24 protein-coding genes are annotated in these 21,640 nt (G+C 66.1%); 9 read left to right on the top strand and 15 right to left on the bottom strand.

What is annotated here, in order from left to right; all coding sequences use genetic code 11:
- Positions 1 to 26: 26 nt before the first annotated feature.
- A complete protein-coding gene (locus tag B4N44_RS13000) occupies positions 27 to 1,205 on the bottom strand; it encodes an aspartate aminotransferase family protein (RefSeq protein ID WP_296701491.1) in 1,179 nt (392 codons plus the stop codon).
- 239 nt (positions 1,206 to 1,444) lie between these two features.
- On the bottom strand, positions 1,445 to 1,996 hold the full coding sequence (locus B4N44_RS13005; protein ID WP_296701493.1) for a cytochrome b: 552 nt from the start codon (positions 1,994 to 1,996) through the stop codon (positions 1,445 to 1,447).
- Between the two features lie 169 nt (positions 1,997 to 2,165).
- Between B4N44_RS13005 and B4N44_RS13010 the strand changes: the two genes are divergently transcribed.
- Positions 2,166 to 2,441, top strand: a complete 276-nt coding sequence (locus tag B4N44_RS13010; protein WP_296701495.1) for a hypothetical protein — start codon at positions 2,166 to 2,168, stop codon at positions 2,439 to 2,441.
- 50 nt (positions 2,442 to 2,491) lie between these two features.
- Positions 2,492 to 3,448 carry a metallophosphoesterase gene (locus B4N44_RS13015; protein ID WP_296701498.1) on the top strand — a complete coding sequence of 319 codons (957 nt, stop codon included), beginning with the start codon at positions 2,492 to 2,494 and terminating at the stop codon, positions 3,446 to 3,448.
- Positions 3,449 to 3,454: 6 nt separating this feature from the next.
- On the opposite strand, the gene B4N44_RS13020 is transcribed toward B4N44_RS13015, so the two are convergent.
- The 4 genes from B4N44_RS13020 to B4N44_RS13035 all read right to left on the bottom strand — a co-directional run bounded on the left by B4N44_RS13020 (position 3,455) and on the right by B4N44_RS13035 (position 8,124).
- Complete coding sequence (locus B4N44_RS13020) at positions 3,455 to 4,240, bottom strand: AEC family transporter (RefSeq protein WP_349681089.1); 786 nt, start codon at positions 4,238 to 4,240, stop codon at positions 3,455 to 3,457.
- Between the two features lie 164 nt (positions 4,241 to 4,404).
- Positions 4,405 to 5,880 carry a hypothetical protein gene (locus tag B4N44_RS13025; RefSeq protein WP_296701500.1) on the bottom strand — a complete coding sequence of 492 codons (1,476 nt, stop codon included), beginning with the start codon at positions 5,878 to 5,880 and terminating at the stop codon, positions 4,405 to 4,407.
- A gap of 85 nt (positions 5,881 to 5,965) precedes the next feature.
- Entirely contained in the window at positions 5,966 to 6,922 is a 957-nt protein-coding gene (locus B4N44_RS13030; protein ID WP_296701502.1) for a DUF6384 family protein, read from the bottom strand.
- Positions 6,919 to 8,124, bottom strand: coding sequence for a cell surface protein (locus tag B4N44_RS13035; RefSeq protein ID WP_296701504.1), 1,206 nt, complete (start codon positions 8,122 to 8,124; stop codon positions 6,919 to 6,921). The genes B4N44_RS13030 and B4N44_RS13035 overlap by 4 nt, the downstream gene beginning before the upstream one ends.
- A 157-nt stretch (positions 8,125 to 8,281) precedes the next feature.
- Here B4N44_RS13035 and lysM point away from each other — a divergent pair, with 157 nt between their 5' ends.
- Positions 8,282 to 8,719, top strand: coding sequence for a peptidoglycan-binding protein LysM (lysM, locus tag B4N44_RS13040; protein ID WP_296701506.1), 438 nt, complete (start codon positions 8,282 to 8,284; stop codon positions 8,717 to 8,719).
- A gap of 194 nt (positions 8,720 to 8,913) precedes the next feature.
- On the opposite strand, the gene B4N44_RS13045 is transcribed toward lysM, so the two are convergent.
- From B4N44_RS13045 to B4N44_RS13085, 9 genes are all read right to left on the bottom strand, one after another.
- Complete coding sequence (locus B4N44_RS13045; RefSeq protein WP_296701507.1) at positions 8,914 to 10,812, bottom strand: DEAD/DEAH box helicase; 1,899 nt, start codon at positions 10,810 to 10,812, stop codon at positions 8,914 to 8,916.
- A 39-nt stretch (positions 10,813 to 10,851) separates the two neighbouring features.
- On the bottom strand, positions 10,852 to 11,328 hold the full coding sequence (locus B4N44_RS13050; protein WP_296701509.1) for a hypothetical protein: 477 nt from the start codon (positions 11,326 to 11,328) through the stop codon (positions 10,852 to 10,854).
- A 58-nt stretch (positions 11,329 to 11,386) separates the two neighbouring features.
- Positions 11,387 to 12,364, bottom strand: a complete 978-nt coding sequence (locus B4N44_RS13055; protein WP_296701511.1) for a hypothetical protein — start codon at positions 12,362 to 12,364, stop codon at positions 11,387 to 11,389.
- A 275-nt stretch (positions 12,365 to 12,639) separates the two neighbouring features.
- Entirely contained in the window at positions 12,640 to 14,409 is a 1,770-nt protein-coding gene (locus B4N44_RS13060) for an Hsp70 family protein (protein ID WP_296701512.1), read from the bottom strand.
- On the bottom strand, positions 14,406 to 15,083 hold the full coding sequence (locus B4N44_RS13065) for a nucleotide exchange factor GrpE (RefSeq protein ID WP_296701514.1): 678 nt from the start codon (positions 15,081 to 15,083) through the stop codon (positions 14,406 to 14,408). The genes B4N44_RS13060 and B4N44_RS13065 overlap by 4 nt, the downstream gene beginning before the upstream one ends.
- 3 nt (positions 15,084 to 15,086) lie before the next feature.
- Positions 15,087 to 15,380: a molecular chaperone DnaJ gene (locus tag B4N44_RS13070; RefSeq protein ID WP_296701516.1), complete on the bottom strand. Its 294-nt coding sequence runs from the start codon at positions 15,378 to 15,380 to the stop codon at positions 15,087 to 15,089.
- 152 nt (positions 15,381 to 15,532) lie between these two features.
- Positions 15,533 to 18,136: a hypothetical protein gene (locus B4N44_RS13075; protein ID WP_296701518.1), complete on the bottom strand. Its 2,604-nt coding sequence runs from the start codon at positions 18,134 to 18,136 to the stop codon at positions 15,533 to 15,535.
- A gap of 154 nt (positions 18,137 to 18,290) precedes the next feature.
- Positions 18,291 to 18,713: a PIN domain-containing protein gene (locus B4N44_RS13080; protein ID WP_296701520.1), complete on the bottom strand. Its 423-nt coding sequence runs from the start codon at positions 18,711 to 18,713 to the stop codon at positions 18,291 to 18,293.
- Entirely contained in the window at positions 18,703 to 18,933 is a 231-nt protein-coding gene (locus B4N44_RS13085) for a hypothetical protein (protein ID WP_296701522.1), read from the bottom strand. Before B4N44_RS13085 ends, B4N44_RS13080 begins: the two co-directional genes overlap by 11 nt.
- 267 nt (positions 18,934 to 19,200) lie before the next feature.
- On the opposite strand from B4N44_RS13085, the gene B4N44_RS13090 reads away from it, so the two are divergent.
- From B4N44_RS13090 to B4N44_RS13115, 6 genes are read left to right on the top strand one after another with little or no spacing between them, the layout of a single operon-like run.
- Positions 19,201 to 19,722 (top strand): Na+/H+ antiporter subunit E, encoded by a 522-nt coding sequence (locus B4N44_RS13090; RefSeq protein ID WP_296701524.1) that lies wholly within the window; start codon positions 19,201 to 19,203, stop codon positions 19,720 to 19,722.
- On the top strand, positions 19,719 to 20,000 hold the full coding sequence (locus B4N44_RS13095) for a monovalent cation/H+ antiporter complex subunit F (protein ID WP_296701527.1): 282 nt from the start codon (positions 19,719 to 19,721) through the stop codon (positions 19,998 to 20,000). The genes B4N44_RS13090 and B4N44_RS13095 overlap by 4 nt, the downstream gene beginning before the upstream one ends.
- Positions 19,987 to 20,292: a monovalent cation/H(+) antiporter subunit G gene (gene mnhG / locus B4N44_RS13100; protein WP_296701529.1), complete on the top strand. Its 306-nt coding sequence runs from the start codon at positions 19,987 to 19,989 to the stop codon at positions 20,290 to 20,292. Before B4N44_RS13095 ends, mnhG begins: the two co-directional genes overlap by 14 nt.
- A gap of 7 nt (positions 20,293 to 20,299) precedes the next feature.
- A complete protein-coding gene (locus tag B4N44_RS13105; RefSeq protein WP_296701531.1) occupies positions 20,300 to 20,629 on the top strand; it encodes a Na(+)/H(+) antiporter subunit B in 330 nt (109 codons plus the stop codon).
- A gap of 12 nt (positions 20,630 to 20,641) precedes the next feature.
- Positions 20,642 to 21,334 carry an MnhB domain-containing protein gene (locus B4N44_RS13110; RefSeq protein WP_296701533.1) on the top strand — a complete coding sequence of 231 codons (693 nt, stop codon included), beginning with the start codon at positions 20,642 to 20,644 and terminating at the stop codon, positions 21,332 to 21,334.
- Positions 21,331 to 21,639 carry an NADH-quinone oxidoreductase subunit K gene (locus B4N44_RS13115; protein ID WP_296701535.1) on the top strand — a complete coding sequence of 103 codons (309 nt, stop codon included), beginning with the start codon at positions 21,331 to 21,333 and terminating at the stop codon, positions 21,637 to 21,639. The genes B4N44_RS13110 and B4N44_RS13115 overlap by 4 nt, the downstream gene beginning before the upstream one ends.
- Position 21,640: the final 1 nt, after the last annotated feature.

Here is a 21,640-nt window from a genome sequence, read left to right on the forward strand (position 1 = left end):
ACATCGTCTCTCCCGCGGGGCGTTGCTCAGGCATCGCTCAGCCAGCGCTTGACCAGGGTCGTCAGCCCTTCGAGAAGTCGGTCGGCCTCGGCACGGGCCAGGATCAGGGGCGGCAGGAGTCGGATGACACGCTCCGCCGTCACGTTGATCAACAGACCGGCCTCGAGCGCCTGCCCGACCAGATCGGCGCAGGGACGTTCCAGCTCGATCCCCAGCATCAAACCCCGCCCCCGCACCTCGACCACGCCGGGCACCTCGCTCAAGGCGGTGCGGAAACCGGCGAGCAGATAGGCGCCTTGCTCGGCCGCATTGGCGATCAGGTCTTCGGCAACGATCGTCTCGAGTACGGCACGCCCTGCCCTGCAAACCAGTGGGTTACCCCCGAAGGTCGAGCCGTGCGAGCCCGGCCCGAAGACCTCGGCCGCCGCCCCGCGGGCAAGACAAGCACCGATCGGCACGCCGTTGGCGAGGCCCTTGGCCAAGGTGACGACGTCAGGGAGGGTCCCGCCGTGCTCATGCCCGAACCACCGCCCGGTGCGCCCCATCCCGGTCTGAATCTCGTCGCAAATCAAGAGCCAGCCGTGCCGATCGCACAACTCGCGCAGACGCTGTCCATAGTCCGGCGCCGGGATCCGGATACCGCCCTCGCCCTGGATGGGCTCGACCAGAATGGCCACGATGTTCGGACGATTGGTCGCCGCGGTCTCGATCGACTCGACGTCATCGTACGGGACCCGCACGAAGCCCTGCACGAGCGGCTCGAAGCCGGCTTGGACCTTGCGATTGCCGGTCGCCGACAGGGTGGCGAGGGTGCGCCCGTGGAAACTGTTCTCGGCGACCAGGATCGCGGGATTCTCGACCCCGCGCCGGTGGGCATGGAGACGCGCGATCTTGATCGCGGCCTCGTTGGCCTCCGCACCGGAATTGCCGAAGAAGACCCGATCCATGCCGGACATCTCGGTCAGCATCGCGCCGAGGCGCTCCTGCTCGGTGATCCGGTACAGGTTCGAGGTGTGAATCAACAGCCCGGCCTGCTCGCAGATCGCATCGCGAACCGCCGGGTGCGCATGCCCGAGCCCGCACACGGCGATGCCCGAAAGCGCATCGAGATAACGCCGGCCTTCCGTATCCCAAAGCCAAACGCCCTCGCCGCGCGCGAAGGCGACGGGCAAGCGTTTATAGGTGGCCATCAAGGGTTCGGTCATTGGGGCAGACCCCGCTCAGTCTCCGAAAAACAAAAAGAGGCGGTTCCTCCGCAAGGGAAACCGCCTCTGCTCAAAGGCGAAGCTTGCGAATATAGCGCGAAAAGAACCTGAGCGACAAGAACCCGAGACACCTGCCTGCAGCGCCCCCGAGCAGACACGCGATCCGCAGCAGACGAGCGGATCCGACCCAATCGTCGGCCGGTCCGCGAATGCGGCGAGATCGCGCTCCGGCCTGAACATTAGAATAGACTCATACGCTTCATTACACCGTCATGTTTGATCCGCCAGTGATAGACCGCGGCAGAGACGTGGACCAGGATCAGGCACAGAATCACCCAACCGACCATCGCGTGAAGTTGGAACAGGATCTTGCTCAGCTCCTTATCCTCGGGGACCAGGCCGGGTAGGGTGAGGTTGAAGAACTGTACCGGAAAACCGCCGGTCGCCGTCCCCAGCCAGCCCAAAACCGGCATCAGGATGAGGGCGACATAAATGAGCGTATGCACGGTCAGACTGGCCGCACGCTCGAATCCGGTCAACGGGGGTTGATAGGCCGGAGAACGGAAAAGCCGCTTCAGGGCAAGGCGTAAGATCATCAGGATCAGCAGCAGGATACCGAATGTCTTATGGTATCCGTAGAGTTGATTGGTCATCTCCAACCCGAGGAGATCCTTGAGCCCGTCGAATCCGAGGGTTCCCAACAAGGAGCCGACGGCCAGCAAGCCCAAAACCAGCAGGGCAATCATCCAATGCAGAAGTCGCTGAGCATAGTTGTAGCGAAGGGTCTCCATCCGGTCCTCCGAAAGACATTGATGTGATAAGTCACGTCGGCGGCGTTATGCTCCGTGCACGCCAAAACGCCCCCTGAGCCATCCAACGCGGTTACTTCCGGTCTCTCCGGCCATAAAGTGGTCCCTATGGGCACCGACACAACCACCCTCGAAGACTCGCCGAGCGACGGTGTGTGCGCCATGGAACGTCTGCATCCTCGGTTTCGGCTACGCCGGCGCGACCTTTCATGCACCTCCGATCGCAACGGTCCCCGGGTTGTGTCTTGCCGCCATCGCCGGCAGCGACGCCGCCAAACGTGATTCCGATTCGGTCGCGTGCCTTGCCGGCGCACTGCTGGGAGCGGCGCTGGGTACGGCGGCGATTCCGACGCAGTGGCTCGACATGCTGCCGCAGCGCGATGAGATTGCGGGGCTCGCGGATCGCCTACTCGGGCTTGCACCATGACGGCAACGCGCGTGCGCGAGTCGATCGATAGGGTCAACAGAGGAGCGGATATGTACGATCTGATCGGCGACATCCACGGCTGCGCTGCAGCGCTCAAGGCGCTGCTCGCCAAGATGGGCTACAGCGTGCGAGACGGCGCTTGGCGACATCCGACGCGCCAAGTGATCTTCCTCGGCGACTTCATCGATCGCGGACCGGAGCAGGTCGAGGTGATGGAGATCGTTCGCACGATGGTCGACACCGAGCAGGCGCTGACGGTCATGGGTAATCACGAGTTCAACGCCGTGGCTTGGGCCACGCCGGCGGCGACGGGTTCGGGCGACTATTCGAGACCGCACACCGAGGACCATCGGAATCAGCACACGGAGTTCCTCGCGCAGGTCGGCGAGGGCAGTCCGCTCCACGAGGAGCTGATCGACTGGTTTCGCGGTCTCCCGCTCTGGCTCGATCTGCCGGGTCTGCGTGTCGTGCATGCCTGCTGGCATGCACCCTCCTTGAAGATCCTGACCGAGCACTTGGACGACGGAGACCGGATCCGCGACCAGGCCGCATGGGCGGCGCTTACCCGAAAAGGTGACCCCGCCTTCGAGGCTCTGGAGACAGTACTGAAAGGATTGGAGATTCCGCTTCCCGATGGGGTCGAATTCAAAGACAAGGACGGCAAGATCCGCCGGCATGTCCGCACCCGCTGGTGGAAGAACCACCCGATTACCTATCGCGATCTCGCGATCGCACCGACCGAGGTCATCCCCCGGATCCCGCACGAGCCGGCGCCCGAACATATCCTGCCGGGCTACGACGGGGCCAAGCCGGTGTTCGTCGGCCATTACTGGATGAGCGGCACTCCGCGCCCGCTGTCCTTGCGCGTCGCCTGTCTGGATTACAGCGTTGCCGCCGGCGGCAAGCTTTGCGCCTACCGCTGGGACGGGGAGCGCGACCTCATGGACGAGCACTTCTGCTGTGTCAACAGCGATGGCGGCCGAATCGCAACGCAAGGATCGGCATGACGGCGCTCAGAGCACCAACAGCAGCACGGCCGGGAGCGTGATCAGGGCGGCGGCGTTGCCGAGGAGAACGATGGAGGCCACGCGCTCGGGCTCCTGGTCGTAGCGTTCGGCGAAGATGGCATTGAGCACTGCGGGCGGCAGTGCGGCGAAGACGATCAGGAGATTGGCCTGCTCGGGAGGCAGCGCAAGAACAAGGGCGATCGCCCACGCCAGCAGGGCACCGCTGATCGGTCGGACGAAGGCGCCGAGCAGCCCGACACGCCAATCCGCCAGGTTCACGTCGAGGAGACGCACGCCCAAGGTGAAGAGCATGAGCGGGATCGAGACCTGTCCGAGCATGTCCACAGGCCGGGTGATCAGCTCGGACAGGGCGACGCCGGAGAGGTTGACGGCGAGTCCGGCGATGCAGGCGAGCATGACCGGGGTGCGCAGAACACCGAGGATATCCGCACGCCGATCGAGCATCCGGGTCCCGACCGAGAAGTGCAGGACATTCTCGATCAGGAAGAGCACGACCGCTGCCGCCATCGCCTGCTCGCCGAAGGCCAGTACAAGCAACGGGATGCCCATGTTGCCCGAGTTGACGAACATCATGGGCGGTACAAAGGTGCGTACCGAGATGCCGCTCAGTCGCGCGATCGGCCAGGCGATCAGACCCGAGCCCAGCACGAGAACCACACCAGCCACCGCGAGCAGCCCGTAAGCGCCGAGGTCCGCGTCCTTCGATGCGAGTGCGGAGAAGACCAAGGCGGGCACGAAGACGTCCATGTTGAGCGCGGTTGCCGCGCGCATGTCCGGGCGGTGGCACCGGGCGTAGAGAAATCCGACCGCGACCACGGCGAACAGGGGCAGGACGATGAGGAGGATGCGCTCGAGCAGGACGCGACCCCGTCAGCGCAACGATCCGAGACGGCGCGACACCGGGCCGACTTAAGGGCGTCGCCGCACGAACGCCATCAGAAGCCTCCGCCGGTGCGAAAGCCGCCGCTGCTCCCGCCGCGCTTCCCGGCCGCGCCGCCGCCGGTGCGACCGGCGCTCCCGCGGCCCAAGCCGCCGAAGATGTCGCCCGGACGACGCGCATCGCCGAGACCGCCTCCCCAGACCGTACCGCGACCGAAGGCGCCGGAGCCGAAGCCGGGGTCGGAGCGCTCCGGGCGATAGCGCTGCTGCTCCTGCATGACGCGCCAGAGGTTGCGTCGGTCCAGGGCGCCGCTCAGGAACTGCCCGAGCATCATAGCGATCATGGCCGCGTCCCCGAATTGGGAATCGGCACGGTCGTAGCGGTTGCGCTTGAAGTCCGTCCGCAAGGTCTCGACCTCGTCGAGCCGCTGCCGGGCCTGTACGAGCGACTCGCGCAGCGTCTCGAGTGCACCATCGTACCGGCGCCGCTCGTCCTCGCGCTCCAACAGCCGGGCGACGATCAGGTCGTCTTCCGGGAATGGGGTGGCCAGCGCCTCGCGACGCAGCTCCATCAGGTCATCGCGCTGCAGCTCGGAGGTCACCAGCTCGAGCGCCTTTGCGCTGTATTCATCCTGCCCGGCGGCATAAAAGGCCTTGCGCACCTCGAGCCCCTGAAGATCGCTCTGCGCTTGGGCGATACGCCGGTCCACGGCATCGAGTGCCGCCTGCGCCTCGACGATCGCCGCGTCCAGGGCCGGTATACCGTCCTCGATCCGTGCGGCTTCATCGAGTGCCTTCAGGCCGGCAAGCTCCGCCTCGGCGGCACTCGCGAGCGCCGCGGCGTGCTCGCGCAGGCGCTCCGGGATCTCGTTGAGGCGGGCATAGTTCGCACCGGCGTCGGCATAGCCGATCAGACGGGCGACCTTGCCGTCGAGCCACCGGGTCAGCGCCCATGCCCTGTCGTCGGGCTGGCCGTAGCGGCGTTTCCAGAGGTACATGAAGAGCGGATCTTCTCGGTAAGAGACGCCCTTCTCTTCGCGTTCCGCTTCGCTGCGGTCGGCCTTCTCGGCGGCGTGCGCGGCCTTGCGCTCGACCTCGGTCGCACGTTCCCGCCGGGCCATGTAGGCGTTATCCCCGGCGAGCCGGGACTGGGTGCGGGCCTCGGCAGCGTCCGCAGCCTGAACCGCGGAATCGACCCGAGCCGCCTGCTCGTTGCGCTCCGCCTCCAGGGTGCGCAGTGCGGCTTCCGCAAACTGGATCTGCTCCTTGAGCAGTGTCAGCGCGGTCTCGCGTTGAGCCAGAAGTGCTGCGACCTCTCGCTCGGATTGGTCCAGGTGTTTGAGCAACGCAGCGTCGGCAAGCAGTCCGACGCGAAGCCGGGCGAGCGCCTTGTAGTCTTCGAGCTGCCCGCGGCGTTGCGCCTGCAGTTGCTGCTCGGCGGCCTCGACCTGTGCCTCGACCGCCGCGACCCGGGCGCGAGCCTCGTCGACCGCCCGATCGATCTCGCCGAGGGTTTGTCTGCCGGACATCATGCGCGGTCTCCAGAGTGAGCGGCGTCTGCCGTGCAGGTGTACCGAGCCGCATCGCGGCGTGCTCGATCAATCAAGGGACCGGGAGTTACCATTTTGTGATGGCCCCGCCGGTCGTGCGCATGTCGTAACGCGGAACCAGCTCGCCGCGCGCCTTGTAGCCGAAACGCTCGCGCTCGAGGATGCCGTCGTCCCGCTTGTCGCGTGCAACGGCATTGAAGGTCTCCTCGTCCACGCGAAGACCCCAGATGGCGACGGTCTCCATCTCCCGGGTCTCTTCGTTGAGGATCGGCACGCGGAGCACCCGCCCGGTCGGATCCACGGCCTCGACCAGTATGTAATAGTTGCGTGCCCCGCTGTTGACATCCGGGATGCGCCAGACACCGCTCCGCTCGCCTGGACGGTTGACGATGCGTAGGCTGTACTCCTGCCCCAAGATCGTCCGGGCTGTCTCCAGCTCGCGCAGCGCGAGGCGTGCGCCTTCGGTGTCGTCGTTGCGCAGGGCGGACTGGCCCGCACCGAGATAGCGCTCCAACGTCTCGCGAGCTCGGTCGTTTCCGGCCAGCGCGATCGCCTCGGAATGGACGCGCACCAAGTCATCCGGCAAGGCGGCATCCGGCGCGACGAAGGAGACATAGTGGATGACTGCGGCGAGGATCATGATGCCCAGGATCCCGCCGACCCACTTACCCCAGTCGCCGCGGTTGACATAGATCCGGGCAAGCCGGGTCGCGAACGAGCGCGGCGGCGGGACGTAGGTGAAGCGCCCTTCCTTGAGCGCGGCCACGCCCTGCTCGATCACATGGTCCGGCACATCGATACCCTGAGCCGTGTAGATCTTGCGCAGACGCTCCTTGAGATCCTCCTCGCGACCGAGGTCGTCGAGCTCGGTCTTCACAAGACGCTCGCGGCGTCGCAGCGTATCCACGACATCCATCGCGAGCATGACCTCGTCGAGCGGATGCGTGCTGCCGGCAACCGCGGCTTGCGCCGCCGCGGCACCGACCGGCCGCACGCCGCTGTCGACGGCCTTATCGGTGCTCATGCGTCGACCTTGAGCTCGAGACCCTTGCCCTCCTCGGCGAGGCGCGCGAGCTTGCGCTTGCCCTCCTCCACCGCGTCGCGGATCTCTTCGGCGTTGCGGGTGCTTTGGGCACGCATCTCCTCGATGATCTCGTGCGATCGGGTCTGCCAGGTCACCACGGAGTCGACCAGCTTCTTGACCGCGTCGGCGCGCACGGTCGGCCCGTAGCCGGCCCGAACCGCCGCTTCCTGGACCTTGCCGCCGATATCGGCCAGGACCTCGAGCGACTGACTCACGCCTTCCTTCATCGCCTCCACCGTTTGCGTGCCCTCGTGCAGCCCGAACATCCCGGTGAAGGATGCGGTGAGCGCGGTCAGGACGACCTCGTTGGTGCTGAAGAAGCTCACGGCCTGAGCATAGACGCGCTCCTTGGCGTTGGTCGTCTGGAGCAGACGCGCCATGACCACCTCGGAGGTGTTGTAGGAGATGGTCAGGTTGTCCGACAGATCCTTGGCGATCTGATAGCGCTTCTCTTCGAGCTGCAGTGCGCGCACCTGCTCGTCGCGGGCCAGCTCGTCGCGTGCGCGCTCGGCGGGCTCGGCGGAGGCATTCGCCTCGACCTGCGTCATGGCCTGGGCCAGCGCAGCCTTCGCCGCGTCCAGCCGACCCTGCGCGGTCTTGAGGACTTCGAGCGCCAGCACCTCGGACTGCTTCAGCGCGCCGCGGAAGTCTTGATAGGCTTCGAGGATCGCATGCTCGCGCCGAATCTGGTCGTCGGTGGAGGCGGTCACATCCAGATAGCTCGTCTTGATCTTGTCGAAACGGGCGGCGATGTCGCCGCGCGTGACCTTCATCCAGACGTTGCTCATGCGCTCGAAGGTGTCGAGCTTACCGTCCTCGATCTGATCCACCATCGTCTTGGCATCGTCGCGGATGCTGTTGAAGGCGTTGGTGATGTCCTCGTAGCGGCTGCCGATCTCCATCGCCTGGACCTGCCGGCGAACGACGTCGTTGAAGAGTGACGCCTGGCTGAGTGTGCGCGCGATGGCGGCGACGCGCCCTTCGTCGAGGGTCGAGATCTGGTTCAAGAGCGCAATGATCGGGTCGGCCTGTCGATCGCCCTCGGCCGGGAGCAGTCCCAGGTCGTGAAGGCCGTTCATGGCCTTGTCCAGATACTGCATCGGGGTCGCGCTCGCGACGGCAGCGGTCTCTGTCGTGCTCATGGTGTCCTCCGCAAGGCCGGCGGATCCGCCGGTCTTGGACTGTGGTGAAGGTCATCGACAGCGCAGGTGCGCAATGAATGGCCGGGCGTCTTTGCGTGTGCTAGTTTTAGCCTTGCTGCATTGGCGGTCAAGGCGTTACAAACCACCGGAGGACACCATGGGACTCTTCGATTTCGCAAAAGACATCGGCAAGAAGCTCTTCGGCAACGAAGCAGAAGCCAGCGACAAGATCAAGGCGGAGATCGAGCGGGACAACCCCGGGATCAAGGGATTGAGCGTGAATTACGACAACGGCGTGGTCTCGCTGACCGGCGAGGCAGAGAGCCCGGAGGCGATGGAGAAGGCCGTACTCATGGCCGGCAACGTCAAGGGCGTCGCCGAGGTCAAGGCCGACCAGCTGACCGCGCCGCCCCAGACCGTAGAGGTCGACTTCTACACGATCGAGAAAGGCGACACGCTCTCGGCCATCGCCAAGAAATACTACGGCGATGCCAACGCCTACCCCCGCATCTTCGAGGCCAACCGGGAGGTCATCAAGGACGCGAACCTGATCTATCCCGGACAGAAGATCCGCATTCCCAAGTCGGCCGGTTAGCTTTTCGAGCGCATCGGGCGGCTTCAGCCGCTCTGCGTCGTTTGAGGAGGGCTGGGCGACTGAAGTCGCCCCTACGCCCTGCTCCCTGCGCGAAACTCCTGTTTCTATTATCCTAAATCGCGTCCCCTCCGAGATATCGCCCCGCTCCGACCCCGCCCGCTACTCAAACCACGCGGTTGACCGCGAGACGCGATTTAGCCGCGCACCAACGCCAACATATCCGCATAACTCAACCGCCCCCCGCCCTCGCTGCCCTCGAGCAACCCATCCGCCAAATCACGCTTGGCGGCATGCAGCGCCAGGATCCGCTCCTCGATCGTATCCTTGGCGACCAGTCGGTAGACGGTGACCGGACGCTGCTGTCCGATCCGGTGGGCGCGGTCGGAGGCCTGATCCTCGACGGCGGGATTCCACCAAGGATCCATGTGGATCACATAGTCCGCGGCGGTGAGATGCAGACCGACGCCGCCGGCGCGCAGGCTGATCAGAAAGAGCTCGCCCTCGCCGGCCTGAAAGGCGGCGACGGCAGCACGGCGCTGGGGTTCCGGGGTGGAGCCGTCGAGATATTGGTAGCGGATGCCGCGGGCATCGAGATGGGCGCGGATCAGTGAGAGGTGGTCGACGAACTGGCTGAAGACCAGGGCCTTGTGACGATTCTCCAGAAGCTCGTCGAGGATCTCGTTGAAGGCATCCAGCTTGGCGCTCGACAGGTCGCTGTCGGGGAGTGCCAGACGCGGATGGCAGCAGGCACGGCGCAGGACTTGACGCAGACGCTGCCGCGCGCCCGCGTCCTTGTTCTGCTCGATCGGGATGGCGAAGCGACGGTTGAAGGTCTCCAGCGAGCCGAGCAGCCCCGAGCTGCAGATGATCAGATCGAAGCGGCCGGCGGCGTCCAACATGGCGGCCCGATCACCGGAACCGAAGCGGCGCGGCTGTAGGGTGGGCGCGAAACGACCGGCCTCGTCGATCCAGTTGCCGCAGACCGAGGTCGGCGCCAACACCAGGGTCGGACCCTTGGGGGCGCGCGACAGGATCAGGGCCAACGCCTGGAGCGTCTTGCCGAGACCCATGTCGTCGGCGAGACAGGCGCCGGCGCCCCAATGCGCGAGCCGGGTGAGCCAGCGGTAGCCCTCGACCTGATAGTCGCGCAGCTCGGCCTGCAGCGTGGAGGGGATCTCGGGCTCCAGCTCCTCGACGGCGGCGAGGCGATCGAGCAGGGACTGCCAGGCCTTGTCTGCATCGAGCGTCATGCCGTCGATCGCCTCGGCGATAGCCGGTGCGGCGAGCGGGTGGAAGCGGCCGTTGTCGGTCAGACCGCGCAGGCCATCGAGCTTGCGCCGCAACGCCTGACTGAGGACCAGGAAGGCGCGCTCGCCGAGCGGGATAAACCGCCCCTTCGCGGCAGCCGCCAGATCCAGCAGCTCCTGCATGAGGAGGATCCGACCGCTGTCGAGCCGGATCTCGCCCTGCAGATCGAGCCAGTCGCCCTCCTGCTCGATCTTGACGCGCAGTTGGGCCATCTGCATCTCGGGAGTCAGTCCGATCCGCTTGCCTTCGGGCCAATCCAGAACGACCGCCTCGCCGAGCGCATGCAGCTGCTCGAGCGTCGTCAGCGCCGTTTCCAGGTCGTCGAGCGACCAGCTCCAGGACGCGTTGTCGCGGAGCGCGGGACAGGCGTCGAGCACCTCGCGGGCCGCGGTACGCTCGCCCTCGAGATCGCGGGTACAGCGTACGGCGCGCCCTTCGATCTCGGTGAGCAAGGTCGCCCGCCCCTGCCCCGGCAGGAGCTGCGGACCGCTGTCGCCGAACGGGTGCATCCGCAGCTCGAGGCTCGGACCGGCAGCGAAGGGGCTCAGGTGCAGGTGCGGTCGGGCATCGGCGGCCATGGTCTCGGCGGCGCCGGCGTCCCCGGCGATATCCGAATGGACGGTGACCATCGGGGCCACGGCGGCCAGCCCTTCGAGCAGTCGCGCCTCCGCGTCTCGGGGGATCTTCAGGCCGCCGGGCCCCAGGATACAGGCGCAGATCTCGCGGTCCTGCGGGGTCAGATAGGCGAAGCTCTCCGGCTCTTCGACCAGCTTCTGAAGGGACACGGCACGCCCGCTCGTCCAACCGCCCCGCTTCATGCGCTTCTACTCGCGCGGCTCCAGCATGGCGTGCGTCTTGACGAAGCCGATCTGCCAGGCTATGCGCCGATCGGCGCCCTCGGTGGTGTCGGTACCGGGTGCGGCATAGGCGCCGAGTCCCTTGAGTGCGTCGAGTGCGATCTCCCAGGTCGCCTTGCGTGCGAGCAGATCGGTCATCGACGCCAGAGCGTCCGGCGGCGCGCCGAGCTGCGGGCGCTCGCCTTCGAAACCGAAGGCATTCAGCAGTGCCGATGCCTCGTGGGCGTACCAGAGGTACCCGGCCTGATGCGCCTTCGCCGCCCAGCCGGCGAGCACGTCGAGCGCCTCGGGTGCCGGCCGCTCGCCGAGCCAATGCAGCATCAGGGACTGGAACAGGAGCACGAAGGCACCGCGCAACCCGAGGCGTTGCTCCAGCCAGGCGCACTCGTCGACCCGACGCTGTCCGGCCAAGACCGCCGTCAACTCGCCGAGCAGCCGATACACGGGCTCGACGGGGTCGGTGACATCGGCACACAGCGCGGGGCCGTGACGGGGTCGGAGGTCAACATGACCGCGATGGCGGGATCACGGCACTTGATGAGCCGAGCCGGCCCGGCATCGGCGAGCGCGGTGGCCCGCTCCTCGACGTCGCGCAGCAGTTGACCGACCTCGGCCGGCAGGGTCTCGTGGGTCGAGGACTCGATGAAGGCTCGGATGCGTCCTCGCTCGCCGGGGTCGGCGCTGTGCCGCAGCACGGCATCGGGATCCAGGTGCCAGAGGGTTGCCGAGAGCGGCTTGGCGATCTGCTCCAGCACCAGCCGCTCGGCCGGATCGGACCGCCGGCCGAGCGTGGCTCGCCCAGGTCGTCGTCCGCGTTGTACCAGTCACCGCCGAGCAGGACGCTCTCCAGTTTGGTCATGGAGGCGCTGCTCGGCAGCCCCGTCTTGGCGCCGACGCTGATGCGGCCCTGACCGATCAGGCGCAGCACGCCCGGCAGGTCGTGATGGATCAGGGTCTCGGTGGCGAGACGCCGGAGCGGCTCGGAGGCTGCCTCTTCGGGTCCCGGGATGATCGCCGAGGCAATACTCGTCGGCAGATCGTCGTCGGCGAAGCTCGTGATCTCGTGCGGCTTCGGCACCGCGACGATCGACGCCAATCGCTTGCGCAGATCCTCGGGGATCGATCCGTCGTAGAAAAAGAGCGGCAGCAGCGAAGGCTGCTCCTGGCGGCCACGCTCGGGCCGCAAAAAGGAATAGGAATAGGCCACCGGTGCGAAGGCCTTCGGAACCGAGCCGTATCCTGCCTTGAAGCCGTCGCGGTCGAAGAATCCACCCCAGCGATGCACGCTCTCGGCGACGGCGTTTTGCTCGAGCTCGGAGAGTCTCGCCCGGTACTGGCTCAGATCCGCCGACAGGAGCTCATGCGAGATCGCCTCGACCATATCCGCTTTCCGAGTCGAGCGGTTCCCGCTCAACAACAGGTTGCGGCGCTGTTTCAGTTGCTCGGCCGTCAGGAGCCAGAGGGCCTGTTGTAGTGTCATGGGCAGACTCGGCAGAGGGTGTCGAACGGGCAAAGGCGAGCAAGGCGGAGACGAACGCCCCCCCGGACAAGGCCCGCGCCTGCGTCAGGTCGCGGATGGCGCCGATCCGATCGTCTTCAACGAGACAACGGATCGCGCGCGCGACGGCGGCATCGCCGGCCCGATCGACCGCCTGCAACAGCGTCAGCTCCAGCCCGCAGCGGCGACACTGCTCGGAGCCGTGGAGACGGGCGCGACAATTGGGGCAACGGTCCATACGACTCGCCGCGCCGGACTCAAGATTCCAGATAGAAGATGAGATCGGAGAGCCCGTCCATCGCCTCGTGGATGGCGACATCGTCATGCGCCGCGACCGCATCGCGCAGCGTCTCGATGAGGTTCACCAGATCTTCGCGGTCTTCGGCATTGGCGGTCTCCATGAGGCGCTCGGCCTTTTCGATCAGGGCCGTGGCCTGAACGCTGTCGCGCCGCTCGGCACTCGCCGTGACGCTCTCCCCGATGTTCTCCGGCCCATCGCTCGGCTCGGTGTTGAAGTCGCCGTCGATGAGTGCGCCGATGCGTGCGCGTGCGGCGGCCATGGTGTCCTGCTCGAAGCGGGCGGTGGCGTTGTCGATGACGATGCGCTGCTCGAGCCCGGTGCGCTTCTCGCGCGAGGTCACCTTGAGGATACCGTTCACGTCGAGCGAGAAGGTGGTGACGATGACGTTGCCGGCCGGCGCGTCGCTCAGTCCCTCGATGCGGAAAGCGCCGATCTCGGTGTTGTTGAGCGCATCCGGGTCCTCGCCTTGGTAGACGCGCACGTCGATCGCGGGCTGGCCGTCCTCGATGGTGGAGAAGGCCTCGCTCTTGGTCACCGGGATGGGGGTGTTCTTGCGGATCAGAGGGATATAGACGAAGGGATAAAAGTCGCCGTTGAGCTCGCCCAGCGCGCTGGTCCCGAAGGTATAGGGGGTCACGTCCACCAGCACGCGCGAGACGCGCTGACCGCCGATGACGGCCGCCTGGATGGCCGCACCGCTCGCCACGCACAGATCCGGGTCGACCTCGCTGCGCGGCTGCATCCGCAGCAGCTCTTCGAGACGCTGCTGGATCAAAGGGGTGCGGGTTGCGCCGCCGACCAGCAAGACCTCGCTGAGGTCCTCGATGCCCAAGCCGGCCCCTTCGAGCGCGGTATGCACCGCGTCCATGGTCTCGTCGATGTAGGGCGCGATCATCGCCTCGTAGTCGTCGCGCGAGATCTCCAGAGACAGATTGACCGGTTTGCCCTGGTGCTCGAGCAGATATTCCTCGTCGATACGCACGAAGGGGGCGTCGCTGAGCGCGATCTTCGCCGTTTCCGCCGCGCGGGTCAGACGTGCCATGGCGACGCGGTTCATGCTCGGGTCCGTGCCCTGCTCCTTCAGATACCCGACCAAGTGATCCAGGATCTTGCCGTCGAAGTCGTCGCCGCCGAGCTGGTTGTTGCCGTGGCTCGACAGGACCTCGGTGACCTCCTTGGCGAGGCGCACGACCGACACGTCGAAGGTGCCGCCTCCCAGGTCGTAGACCAGAATGGTCTTGGGCTCGTGATGATCGACCTCGTAGGCGAGTGCGGCGGCCGTCGGCTCGTTGATGATGCGCACGACCTCGAGCCCGGCGAGCTCGCCGGCGTCGCGTGTCGCCTGGCGCTGCGCATCCGAGAAGTAGGCCGGGACCGTGATGACCGCCTTGGTCACCGGTTGGCCCAGATCGGACTCGGCGGCGCGCTTGAGCCGTCCGAGAATGAGCGCCGAGATCTCCTGCGGGCTGTAGCGCTGCGCACCCATCTCGATGAGGGTGTCCTCGCCCATGCGCCGTTTGACCGAGCGGATGGTGCGCTCCGGGGCCAGGATGTATTGGTTGCGCGCGCTCTGACCGACCAAGAGGGCGCCGTCGTCCGCGATCCCGACCACGGAGGGCAGGATGGGGCTGCCGTCGACCGGGATGAGTCGGACACGACCCTCCTCGACCACCGCGACCTCGGAGTTGGTGGTGCCGAGATCGATGCCGATGATGATGTCGCTCACTGGGGATGGTCCTCGAATTTGTTGACGATGACGTCGGCGAGACGCAAGAGCGACTCGCCGCGCCGATAACCGGTACGCAGTTCCGCGAGCACCGTGCCGATCGGCAGGGCGGGATCGCGCCCGACCTCGAGTGCACGCATGATCCGCGGATCGAAGGGCCGCCCGACGGTCTGGATCGGGCGCACCTCGCGCCGATCCAGAGTCTCGTCGAGACGGCGCAGATTCATACTCAAGCCTTGCGTCATACCCGTGATGAACTCGGCCGCACCGCTGGCGTGCGCAAGCCAATTCGGCCGATAGGCGGCGGCCTGACCGCGGCCGTCCCGCAGGCGGTCACGCAGCTCGATCAGCTCGAGCAGGATGTCGCGTTCGGCGTTCAGGGCGATGTCGCGGGCATCCTGCTGACGTCGAGAAAGCTCGGCGGACAGGTGCTCGTTCGCCTGCCGGAGGCTGTCGAAGAGATCGCGGAACTGCTCGAGCGCCGTCTTGACCTGACGCGACTCAAGCTTGACCTCGTTCTTGAGCGCGGCCAGCTCGGCGAGCAGTGTAAAGAGGTCGGGCGCGTCGGTCTCGTCCGTGTCCTCGATGCCCGCATCCGAGCCCTCGCGCGCGCCCGGCTCTTCCTCCAGATAGGCCCGGAAACGCTCGAGCAATGCCGCCTTAGCGTCCTCCATGCGTCAGACCTCGCCGCGCGCCAACGCCGTCAGCGTTGCCCGCTTCGGGCGTCTCGGCTCGCCCAACGGTGCGGCCTTCGCCAGGATGTCGGCCGTGGTCGGCGGGGTCTGATCGAAGAGTGCATAAGCGAGGCGATCACGACGCGTGCGGATCTTCTCGTAGGCCCCGCGCAGCGCCTCGAAACCGGCCGGATCGCGCTCGGGAGAGGCGCGGCGCAGACCGGCGAGATAGGCCGCTTCGATGGCGGCGTCGTCCGCATCGAAGGGGACGCCGAGGATGAGAAAGGGGTCGGTCATGCGATCAGGGTCCGATGGTTGTTGAACCGCGTCCGGCGGGGCATGCGGTGTTGTGGTTTGGTTTCAATCTTGTTCGGGCAAGCGGCGTCCGCGGGGGGCGCGGTTCAAGTTGTCGAGGTTCGGTTGTCCCCGGAGACTCCGCATCGGCCGGCTCAGCGGCGCTTTCGTTTGGCGCGATTGCGTTTGCGGGTGCTCGGAGACGGCCCGGGGTTGAAATCGCCCGAATCCGGGAAGGGCAGACCCTTGGTATTCATGTCGGCCGCCAAGGCATTGATCAATAGGTCCAATGCCTCCTTGCCGAGATCGCGCTCGATCGCGCGCATCGATTCGCCGACCGGACCCGGCATCTGCAACAGGGCGCGGAAGCCGCTCGGCCCGAGGGTGCGAATCATGTCGGCTAAGAGCGAGATCGACCTCTGGGCCATGTCGCCGTCGTCGATGTCGTCGTCTTCGTCATCCCATTCGTCTTCGTTGAAGCCGCCACCGAAGCCACCGCGCGGCGGTCCACCGAAGGGCAGGGAAGGTCCGCTCAGGACCTCGATGATCCGATGCACCAGACGGGAGTCGCCGTTGTCGCGCGCGCGCTCGAGCGCCTGCTCCAAGCGCAGGGTCTCGTGCATCGGGATATTCCAGGGCACGACACCGCGGTGACGGGCCTCGAACGCATGGAGCTCGAAGACCGGCTCGCCGCGCCAGCGCTTCAAGGCGGCCTCCGCGAAGGCCAGCCGCACGTCGTGCATGTCGGTGCGGCGCAGGGTTTCGCAGATCGACTCCATCTCGCCCTGATCGAGCTTGAGGCGGGCCGTCTGCTTGAGCGGCCCCTTCAGCTCGCGGCCGACCTCGCTCGGGAGCTTTGCGCCCGTATCCAGATGCGCCCGGACGCGCGCGAAGAAGGCACGCAGGTCCGCCGCGTCGGGCGTCGATGCCTTGGCGAGTCCAAGCTGCTTCAGCAGCCGGGCGCCGGGAATACCGCAGGCGCCGGCCTCCAGCAGGAGGATGAGGCGGGCAGCCAATCCATTGCCGAGACTCTCGGCCAGTGCCTGCAAACGTCCCTCGCCCTGCGGATCGAACGCGAGCAGCTCGGCCAGACCGCGCACCAGTTCCAAGCGTTCGCGCGTGCGCTCGGTGCGGCTCCACTTCTCGGCTAAGGCCAGCGCACGCATGGCCAAGTCCGCTCGCTTAACCCTTAAATTCTTGCGGGCATGCGCGAGATGCGCCTCCACCAGCCGTTCGCGCACCCCGCTGTTGATCGGATCCACCGCCAGGATGTCGGCGGCGATGGTCGCGGCCTTGTTGAAGGCCCCGCTCGCGATCGCGGTATCCATGGCGGCGGTCAGAACCGCTTTGTCGGTCGGCCAGCGCTCTTGGGCGCGCTTGAGGATGTTGCGGGCGCCCTTGAGTGCCTTGCCGCCGCGCAGATAGTAGGCAATCAAAGCCAAATAGGTAGATCGGTCGTCCGGGTCGTGCTCGAGGCTGGATTCCAGGTCGGCCGCAATGGTTCCCGGTAAGGATTCCGGGTCGGGATCCGGCTCCATCCGCTCGAGGATTTTAAAGAGGGTTTCTGGACGACGCAGCACGAGCGCGATCCGCAACGCGGCATCGCTGCCCGGCTCGACGCGAGGCTCGGCGGCATCCGCCATGAGGTCCGCGTAATCCTGCCAGTAGGTGACGACCTTCCAAGGATCGGATTCCGCCTCGCTTTCCCAGGCATCCAGCAGGTATCCGTCGATCTTGCGCAGCGGCTTGCCGCCGGCCTCGATCCACCATTTCGCGCCGGTCTGCGGCTTGGGCAAGAGCAGACGCAATCCTCGCTCATGGACCCAGGCGTCGCCGAGCGCCCGGCGATGCCGAAACATCAGACGCAGAAGCTCTTTCGGCTGCGGCGCATTGCCGAGCGTCTGCAACTCGTTCCAGAGGATCGCACGCTCGGCGGGCCAACCGCGCAGAGAGAAGACCAGATCACGTGTCGCCGTGCCCATATCGCGGAGTTTCGGCGCCAGCTCGTTCTCCGAGAGGAGTGCCAGACGTGCGGCATCGCGCAACCGGGCGAAGCCCGAATTGTCCTCGACGCGGTCCAGGAGCTTGGCCGCCTCGTTGCGCACCTCCTCGGTCCAGTCGCCCCGATGATCGCGCGCGGCGGGGTCGAGACGGCTCAGTGCCTTGAGGATCTGAACCAGATCGCGATAAGGCGAACGGAACGGGATCGCCTTCAGCGCCTGCGCGAGCGCCTGATCGTTGCCGACACAATAGGCATCGAGGGCCTCCTCGGCGACGGTCGCTTGGACACGGATGGGGTCATCGGCGGGCAGGGCTTCGGCAATCCCGGCGGTGCCGGCGAGCATCTGGGCCGCCAGGTGGCCGAGCAACAGCGCTCTGGACTCGGGATCGGCCTTCAAGTAGACGTCGTTCAGCATCGGCATGACCTGAGCGACACGACCCAGACGGAGCAGGCAAACCGCATGATCCGGATGTACCGGGAGCGCCCCCAGCGCGGCGCGGTTCTCCCACATCACCAGCGCCTCCTTGTGCATGCCTTTGGCGCCGAGCTGGCGCGCGCGCCCCTCGTAGGCATCGGCAAGCCCGATCCGCAATCCATCCCTGTCTTCGCCCGTCGGGGCATTCTTGAGCAGCTCCTTGTAGCCCGCCATCGCCTCGCGAAAGCGCCCGCTATCGAGATCGGCACGTGCCGATTCGGGCGTGACCGCGCAGGTCTGCTGACGGGCCTTGACTGAAGGTCGCTTCTGCTTTTTTGCCATATCGAATCGAATCGGGGGTAGAACGGAGGGGGTCGCCGGTCGCGCAGTATACATCGGCGGCCGGCGAGCTTCAGCTGCGAACAGGCGGCGCGCGTGTCGATCCTGCGAACGCTCGAAGGCGCGGCGGAACACACGCTGAAGAACGGCACGCCGATCAATGCAGAAAAGGATTCTCCACTCGAACCCCCTCGATGACCTGCCCGTGGCTCAGGTCTTCCGAGAGCAGGACTTCCGCACCGCCGCTCAATGCCGTCGCCACGATCATCGCATCCCAAAAGGACAACTGATGACGTCCTTGAATCTCCGTGGCATGAAGAACCGTCGTGACCGTCGGTATCTCGATTTGCCAGACACCATAGGCGCCGATCAGACCCCGTGCCGCTGCCGGCGATAGCGGCTGCGGAATTTTACGCGTGACGTTGACGAAGAATTCCTGCAGAACCTGAATACTGAGCACACCGGCTTTGGAACCCCAGAGTCCTCGGAGGAGCAGGGCGGCTCGTTCGCGCTTGTGGCCGGCATCTCGATCATGGGCATAGATCAGGACATTGGTGTCGATGAAATGCTTAACGCTCATGGAGCTCGTCCCGAGCGACTGGTTTTCCACCCAGATGAAAACCGGTCTCCAAGGCGTCGAGTGCAGCGCGCTTGGCCTGCTCATAGTGTTCCGCTTGCTCGACGATGGTAGACAGCTCATCCGCGAGCATCCGCGAGACGGATGTCGATCGCTGCGCGGCGATGACGCGCAATTTCGTCAACAGGGCCTGGTCAATCGACAGGGTTATATTTTGTTTCATTCGATGAACAATCTCGGTTGCACGTGACTGACGTGCAGCACGTTTAGCACGTGCCTCGCATCCGATCAAGAACGCCGCCGGATCGCGGGCGATGGCGAGACGGCCGAGCCGCTCAAGGTGTGCATCATGCGCTCCTGAGGTTATCCTTCAAACCATGCAGACATTCAAACCCCTGACCAAGCTCCTCGTGATCATGGCATTCTGTCCGTCGTTCGCCGCCGCCGAGGGTCTCTGGAACGGGCTCAAGGCCGGGGCCGGGAGAAACTGATGCGACTACAAGGGCCACTGCCGATTGCACGAACCGTGGCGCTGCGTCTCGCGCTCTTCTCGCTGCTGTGGTGGGTCTTGACGGAGGGACAGCCCGGCTCCTGGTCGCTCGGCGCTCTCTTCGTCGCGCTGGCCACCGCACTGAGTCTGGCTTTATCGCGTCCGGTGCCCTGGTCCGCAGTCGGATTTATTCGCTTCGTTCCCTTTTTCCTCTGGTGGTCGCTGCGCGGCGGGGTGGATGTCGCCTGGCGCGCCTGTGCACCGAGCCTCCCCATCGCGCCCGGCATGCTGACCTATCGGCTACGTCTTCCGCCGGGTCGGGCGCGTGTCTTCATGACAGCCGTGATCAGCCTTCTGCCGGGAACCTTGAGCGCCGAGATCGTTCGGAATAGTCTCTTTGTCCACGCTTTGGATCAGCGTACTTCGAGCGAAGCGGATCTGGCAGCCTTGGAAATGAAGGTCGCCGCGCTCTTTCGGATCGGGCTGAGCACGCAGCCGAGCACTCGCGCCGAGACCTCATGATCCTAGTGTATCTCGTACTTGCACTCGTCTTGATCCTCACGCTGGCCGCCGGTCTTTGGCGCATCCTGCGCGGACCAACGCCGGCGGATCGGATGCTCGCGGCCCAGCTGTTCGGCACCACGGCCGTCGCGGTCCTGCTGCTGCTCGCGGAGGCATCCGGCCATCCCGCAGTGCGGGATGTGGCCCTGGTGTTCGCCCTTCTGGCCGCTGTCACCATGGTTGCCTTCGTGCGTCGGAGTTGGGGAGGCGAGGGGGAGGACAGCCATGTCGATCCTTGAAGTCGTCGATATCGTCTCGGCCGGCTTGCTGATCCTCGGCGGAGTCTTCTTCCTCGCCGGTACGGTGGGGCTGCTGCGCTTCCCCGATGTCTACACCCGTCTGCATGCCCTGACCAAGGCCGACAACCTTGGACTTGGGCTGATCGTGGCCGGGCTTGCGGCACAGGCGGAGTCATTTGCTGCGGTGGGCAAGCTGGCTCTCATTTGGCTCTTGGTTCTGGTCGCCTCGGCATTTGCCTGCCATCTGGTCGCGCGTGCGGCGCTGCGCCGCGGGATCGGGCCATGGACGTGATCGCGCCATGGACTTGATCGGACAGGTCGCTTGGGCGATCGATGGCCTGCTCGCACTTCTGCTCCTCTGGCTCGCAACGCGGGCCCTGTCGAGCCCACGGTTGCTGGAAGCCGTGGTCCTCTTCGTCGGCTTCGGTCTGACCCTGGCGCTGGTCTGGGTCCGGCTCGACGCCCCGGATATCGCGCTGGCCGAAGCGGCCATCGGTGCGGGCTTGACCGGCGCCTTGCTGCTCGCCGCACTGGCCCGGCTGCCGGTTCCGGCACGCGAGGACGACCGCGCGGAGTCGGGCCCAGCAGAGAACACTCAATCGAAGGAACGCCGAGATGCCGAGCCATGACCTCCTTCGCCGATGCGGCGTTCTGACGTGACACCGATGGGGTTGGGCGCACGCGCCGGGCATCTGCTGCTGATCGGGTTGCTGGTCTCGATATTCGGCGGACTCGCGCTCGCCGTCCTCTCGCTCCCGTCCGAATCGCCCGGGCTGTCCGCACAGGTCGAGGCAGCGATGGCCGACACCGGGGTGACGCATCCGGTCACGGCCGTGCTGCTCGACTTCCGTGGCTACGACACCCTGCTCGAGATGGTCGTCTTGCTGTTGGCTTTAGCCAGCGTTTGGTCCTTGGCCGAGGGGTCGCCCTTCGCCGATCGGCGGCCCGGCACCATGCTGGATCGGCTGAGCCGACTCTATGCGCCCTTGATGGTCATGGTCGCCGGCTATCTCTTGTGGGCCGGGAGTGCATCCTCCGGCGGGGCCTTCCAGGCGGGTACGGTGCTCGGTGCGGCCGGCGTGGTTCTGACCCTCACGGGCTGGCGGTTGCCGATCGCGCTGGCGGGCTGGCCGCTTCGGCTGATCCTGGTGTCCGGCGTGCTGGTCTTTATCCTCGTGGGCCTGGTCTCGCTCTTCTTCGGAGCGGTTTGGCTGGACTATCCGCTCGAGTGGTCCGGCGCACTCATCCTGCTGATCGAGGCGATCGCCAGCCTCTCCATCGGCGCGACCCTGGCGGCACTCTTTCTCGGCGGACGCCCGGAGGAGCATCCATGACGCCGGCGGTCTTCTATGCACTGACGGGGCTCGGACTCTTCGTGCTCGGTCTGCATGCCTTGATCGTGCACGCCCACTTGCTGCGTAAGATCCTGGCGTTCAACGTGATGGGCAGCGGGGTCTTCCTGGTCCTTGCCGGACTGGCAGGTCGCACGCCGTCGGGGATCCCGGATCCGGTGCCCCACGCGATGGTGATCACCGGGATCGTGGTGGCGGTCGCCGCCACGGCCTTGGCGCTCAGCCTCATGCTGCGTGTCGCGGGAGCAACCGGGAGCGCCCGCTTGCCCGACGAGACCGAGCGCTGAG

It is taken from the genome of Thiocapsa sp. UBA6158 (genome assembly GCF_002423035.1).
In the GTDB taxonomy this organism is placed as follows: Bacteria; Pseudomonadota; Gammaproteobacteria; order Chromatiales; family Chromatiaceae; genus Thiocapsa.

Bases quoted from the DNA above. Each gene is read 5' to 3' on its own strand.
- B4N44_RS13000 (WP_296701491.1), bottom strand. From the start codon at position 1,205: ATGACCGAACCCTTGATGGCCACCTATAAACGCTTGCCCGTCGCCTTC.
- B4N44_RS13005 (WP_296701493.1), bottom strand. From the start codon at position 1,996: ATGGAGACCCTTCGCTACAACTATGCTCAGCGACTTCTGCATTGGATG.
- B4N44_RS13015 (WP_296701498.1), top strand. From the start codon at position 2,492: ATGTACGATCTGATCGGCGACATCCACGGCTGCGCTGCAGCGCTCAAG.
- B4N44_RS13020 (WP_349681089.1), bottom strand. From the start codon at position 4,240: ATGCGCGCGGCAACCGCGCTCAACATGGACGTCTTCGTGCCCGCCTTG.
- B4N44_RS13025 (WP_296701500.1), bottom strand. From the start codon at position 5,880: ATGATGTCCGGCAGACAAACCCTCGGCGAGATCGATCGGGCGGTCGAC.
- B4N44_RS13030 (WP_296701502.1), bottom strand. From the start codon at position 6,922: ATGAGCACCGATAAGGCCGTCGACAGCGGCGTGCGGCCGGTCGGTGCC.
- B4N44_RS13035 (WP_296701504.1), bottom strand. From the start codon at position 8,124: ATGAGCACGACAGAGACCGCTGCCGTCGCGAGCGCGACCCCGATGCAG.
- lysM (WP_296701506.1), top strand. From the start codon at position 8,282: ATGGGACTCTTCGATTTCGCAAAAGACATCGGCAAGAAGCTCTTCGGC.
- B4N44_RS13055 (WP_296701511.1), bottom strand. From the start codon at position 12,364: ATGACACTACAACAGGCCCTCTGGCTCCTGACGGCCGAGCAACTGAAA.
- B4N44_RS13065 (WP_296701514.1), bottom strand. From the start codon at position 15,083: ATGGAGGACGCTAAGGCGGCATTGCTCGAGCGTTTCCGGGCCTATCTG.
- B4N44_RS13070 (WP_296701516.1), bottom strand. From the start codon at position 15,380: ATGACCGACCCCTTTCTCATCCTCGGCGTCCCCTTCGATGCGGACGAC.
- B4N44_RS13075 (WP_296701518.1), bottom strand. From the start codon at position 18,136: ATGGCAAAAAAGCAGAAGCGACCTTCAGTCAAGGCCCGTCAGCAGACC.
- B4N44_RS13080 (WP_296701520.1), bottom strand. From the start codon at position 18,713: ATGAGCGTTAAGCATTTCATCGACACCAATGTCCTGATCTATGCCCAT.
- B4N44_RS13085 (WP_296701522.1), bottom strand. From the start codon at position 18,933: ATGAAACAAAATATAACCCTGTCGATTGACCAGGCCCTGTTGACGAAA.
- B4N44_RS13090 (WP_296701524.1), top strand. From the start codon at position 19,201: ATGCGACTACAAGGGCCACTGCCGATTGCACGAACCGTGGCGCTGCGT.
- B4N44_RS13095 (WP_296701527.1), top strand. From the start codon at position 19,719: ATGATCCTAGTGTATCTCGTACTTGCACTCGTCTTGATCCTCACGCTG.
- mnhG (WP_296701529.1), top strand. From the start codon at position 19,987: ATGTCGATCCTTGAAGTCGTCGATATCGTCTCGGCCGGCTTGCTGATC.
- B4N44_RS13105 (WP_296701531.1), top strand. From the start codon at position 20,300: ATGGACTTGATCGGACAGGTCGCTTGGGCGATCGATGGCCTGCTCGCA.
- B4N44_RS13110 (WP_296701533.1), top strand. From the start codon at position 20,642: ATGCGGCGTTCTGACGTGACACCGATGGGGTTGGGCGCACGCGCCGGG.
- B4N44_RS13115 (WP_296701535.1), top strand. From the start codon at position 21,331: ATGACGCCGGCGGTCTTCTATGCACTGACGGGGCTCGGACTCTTCGTG.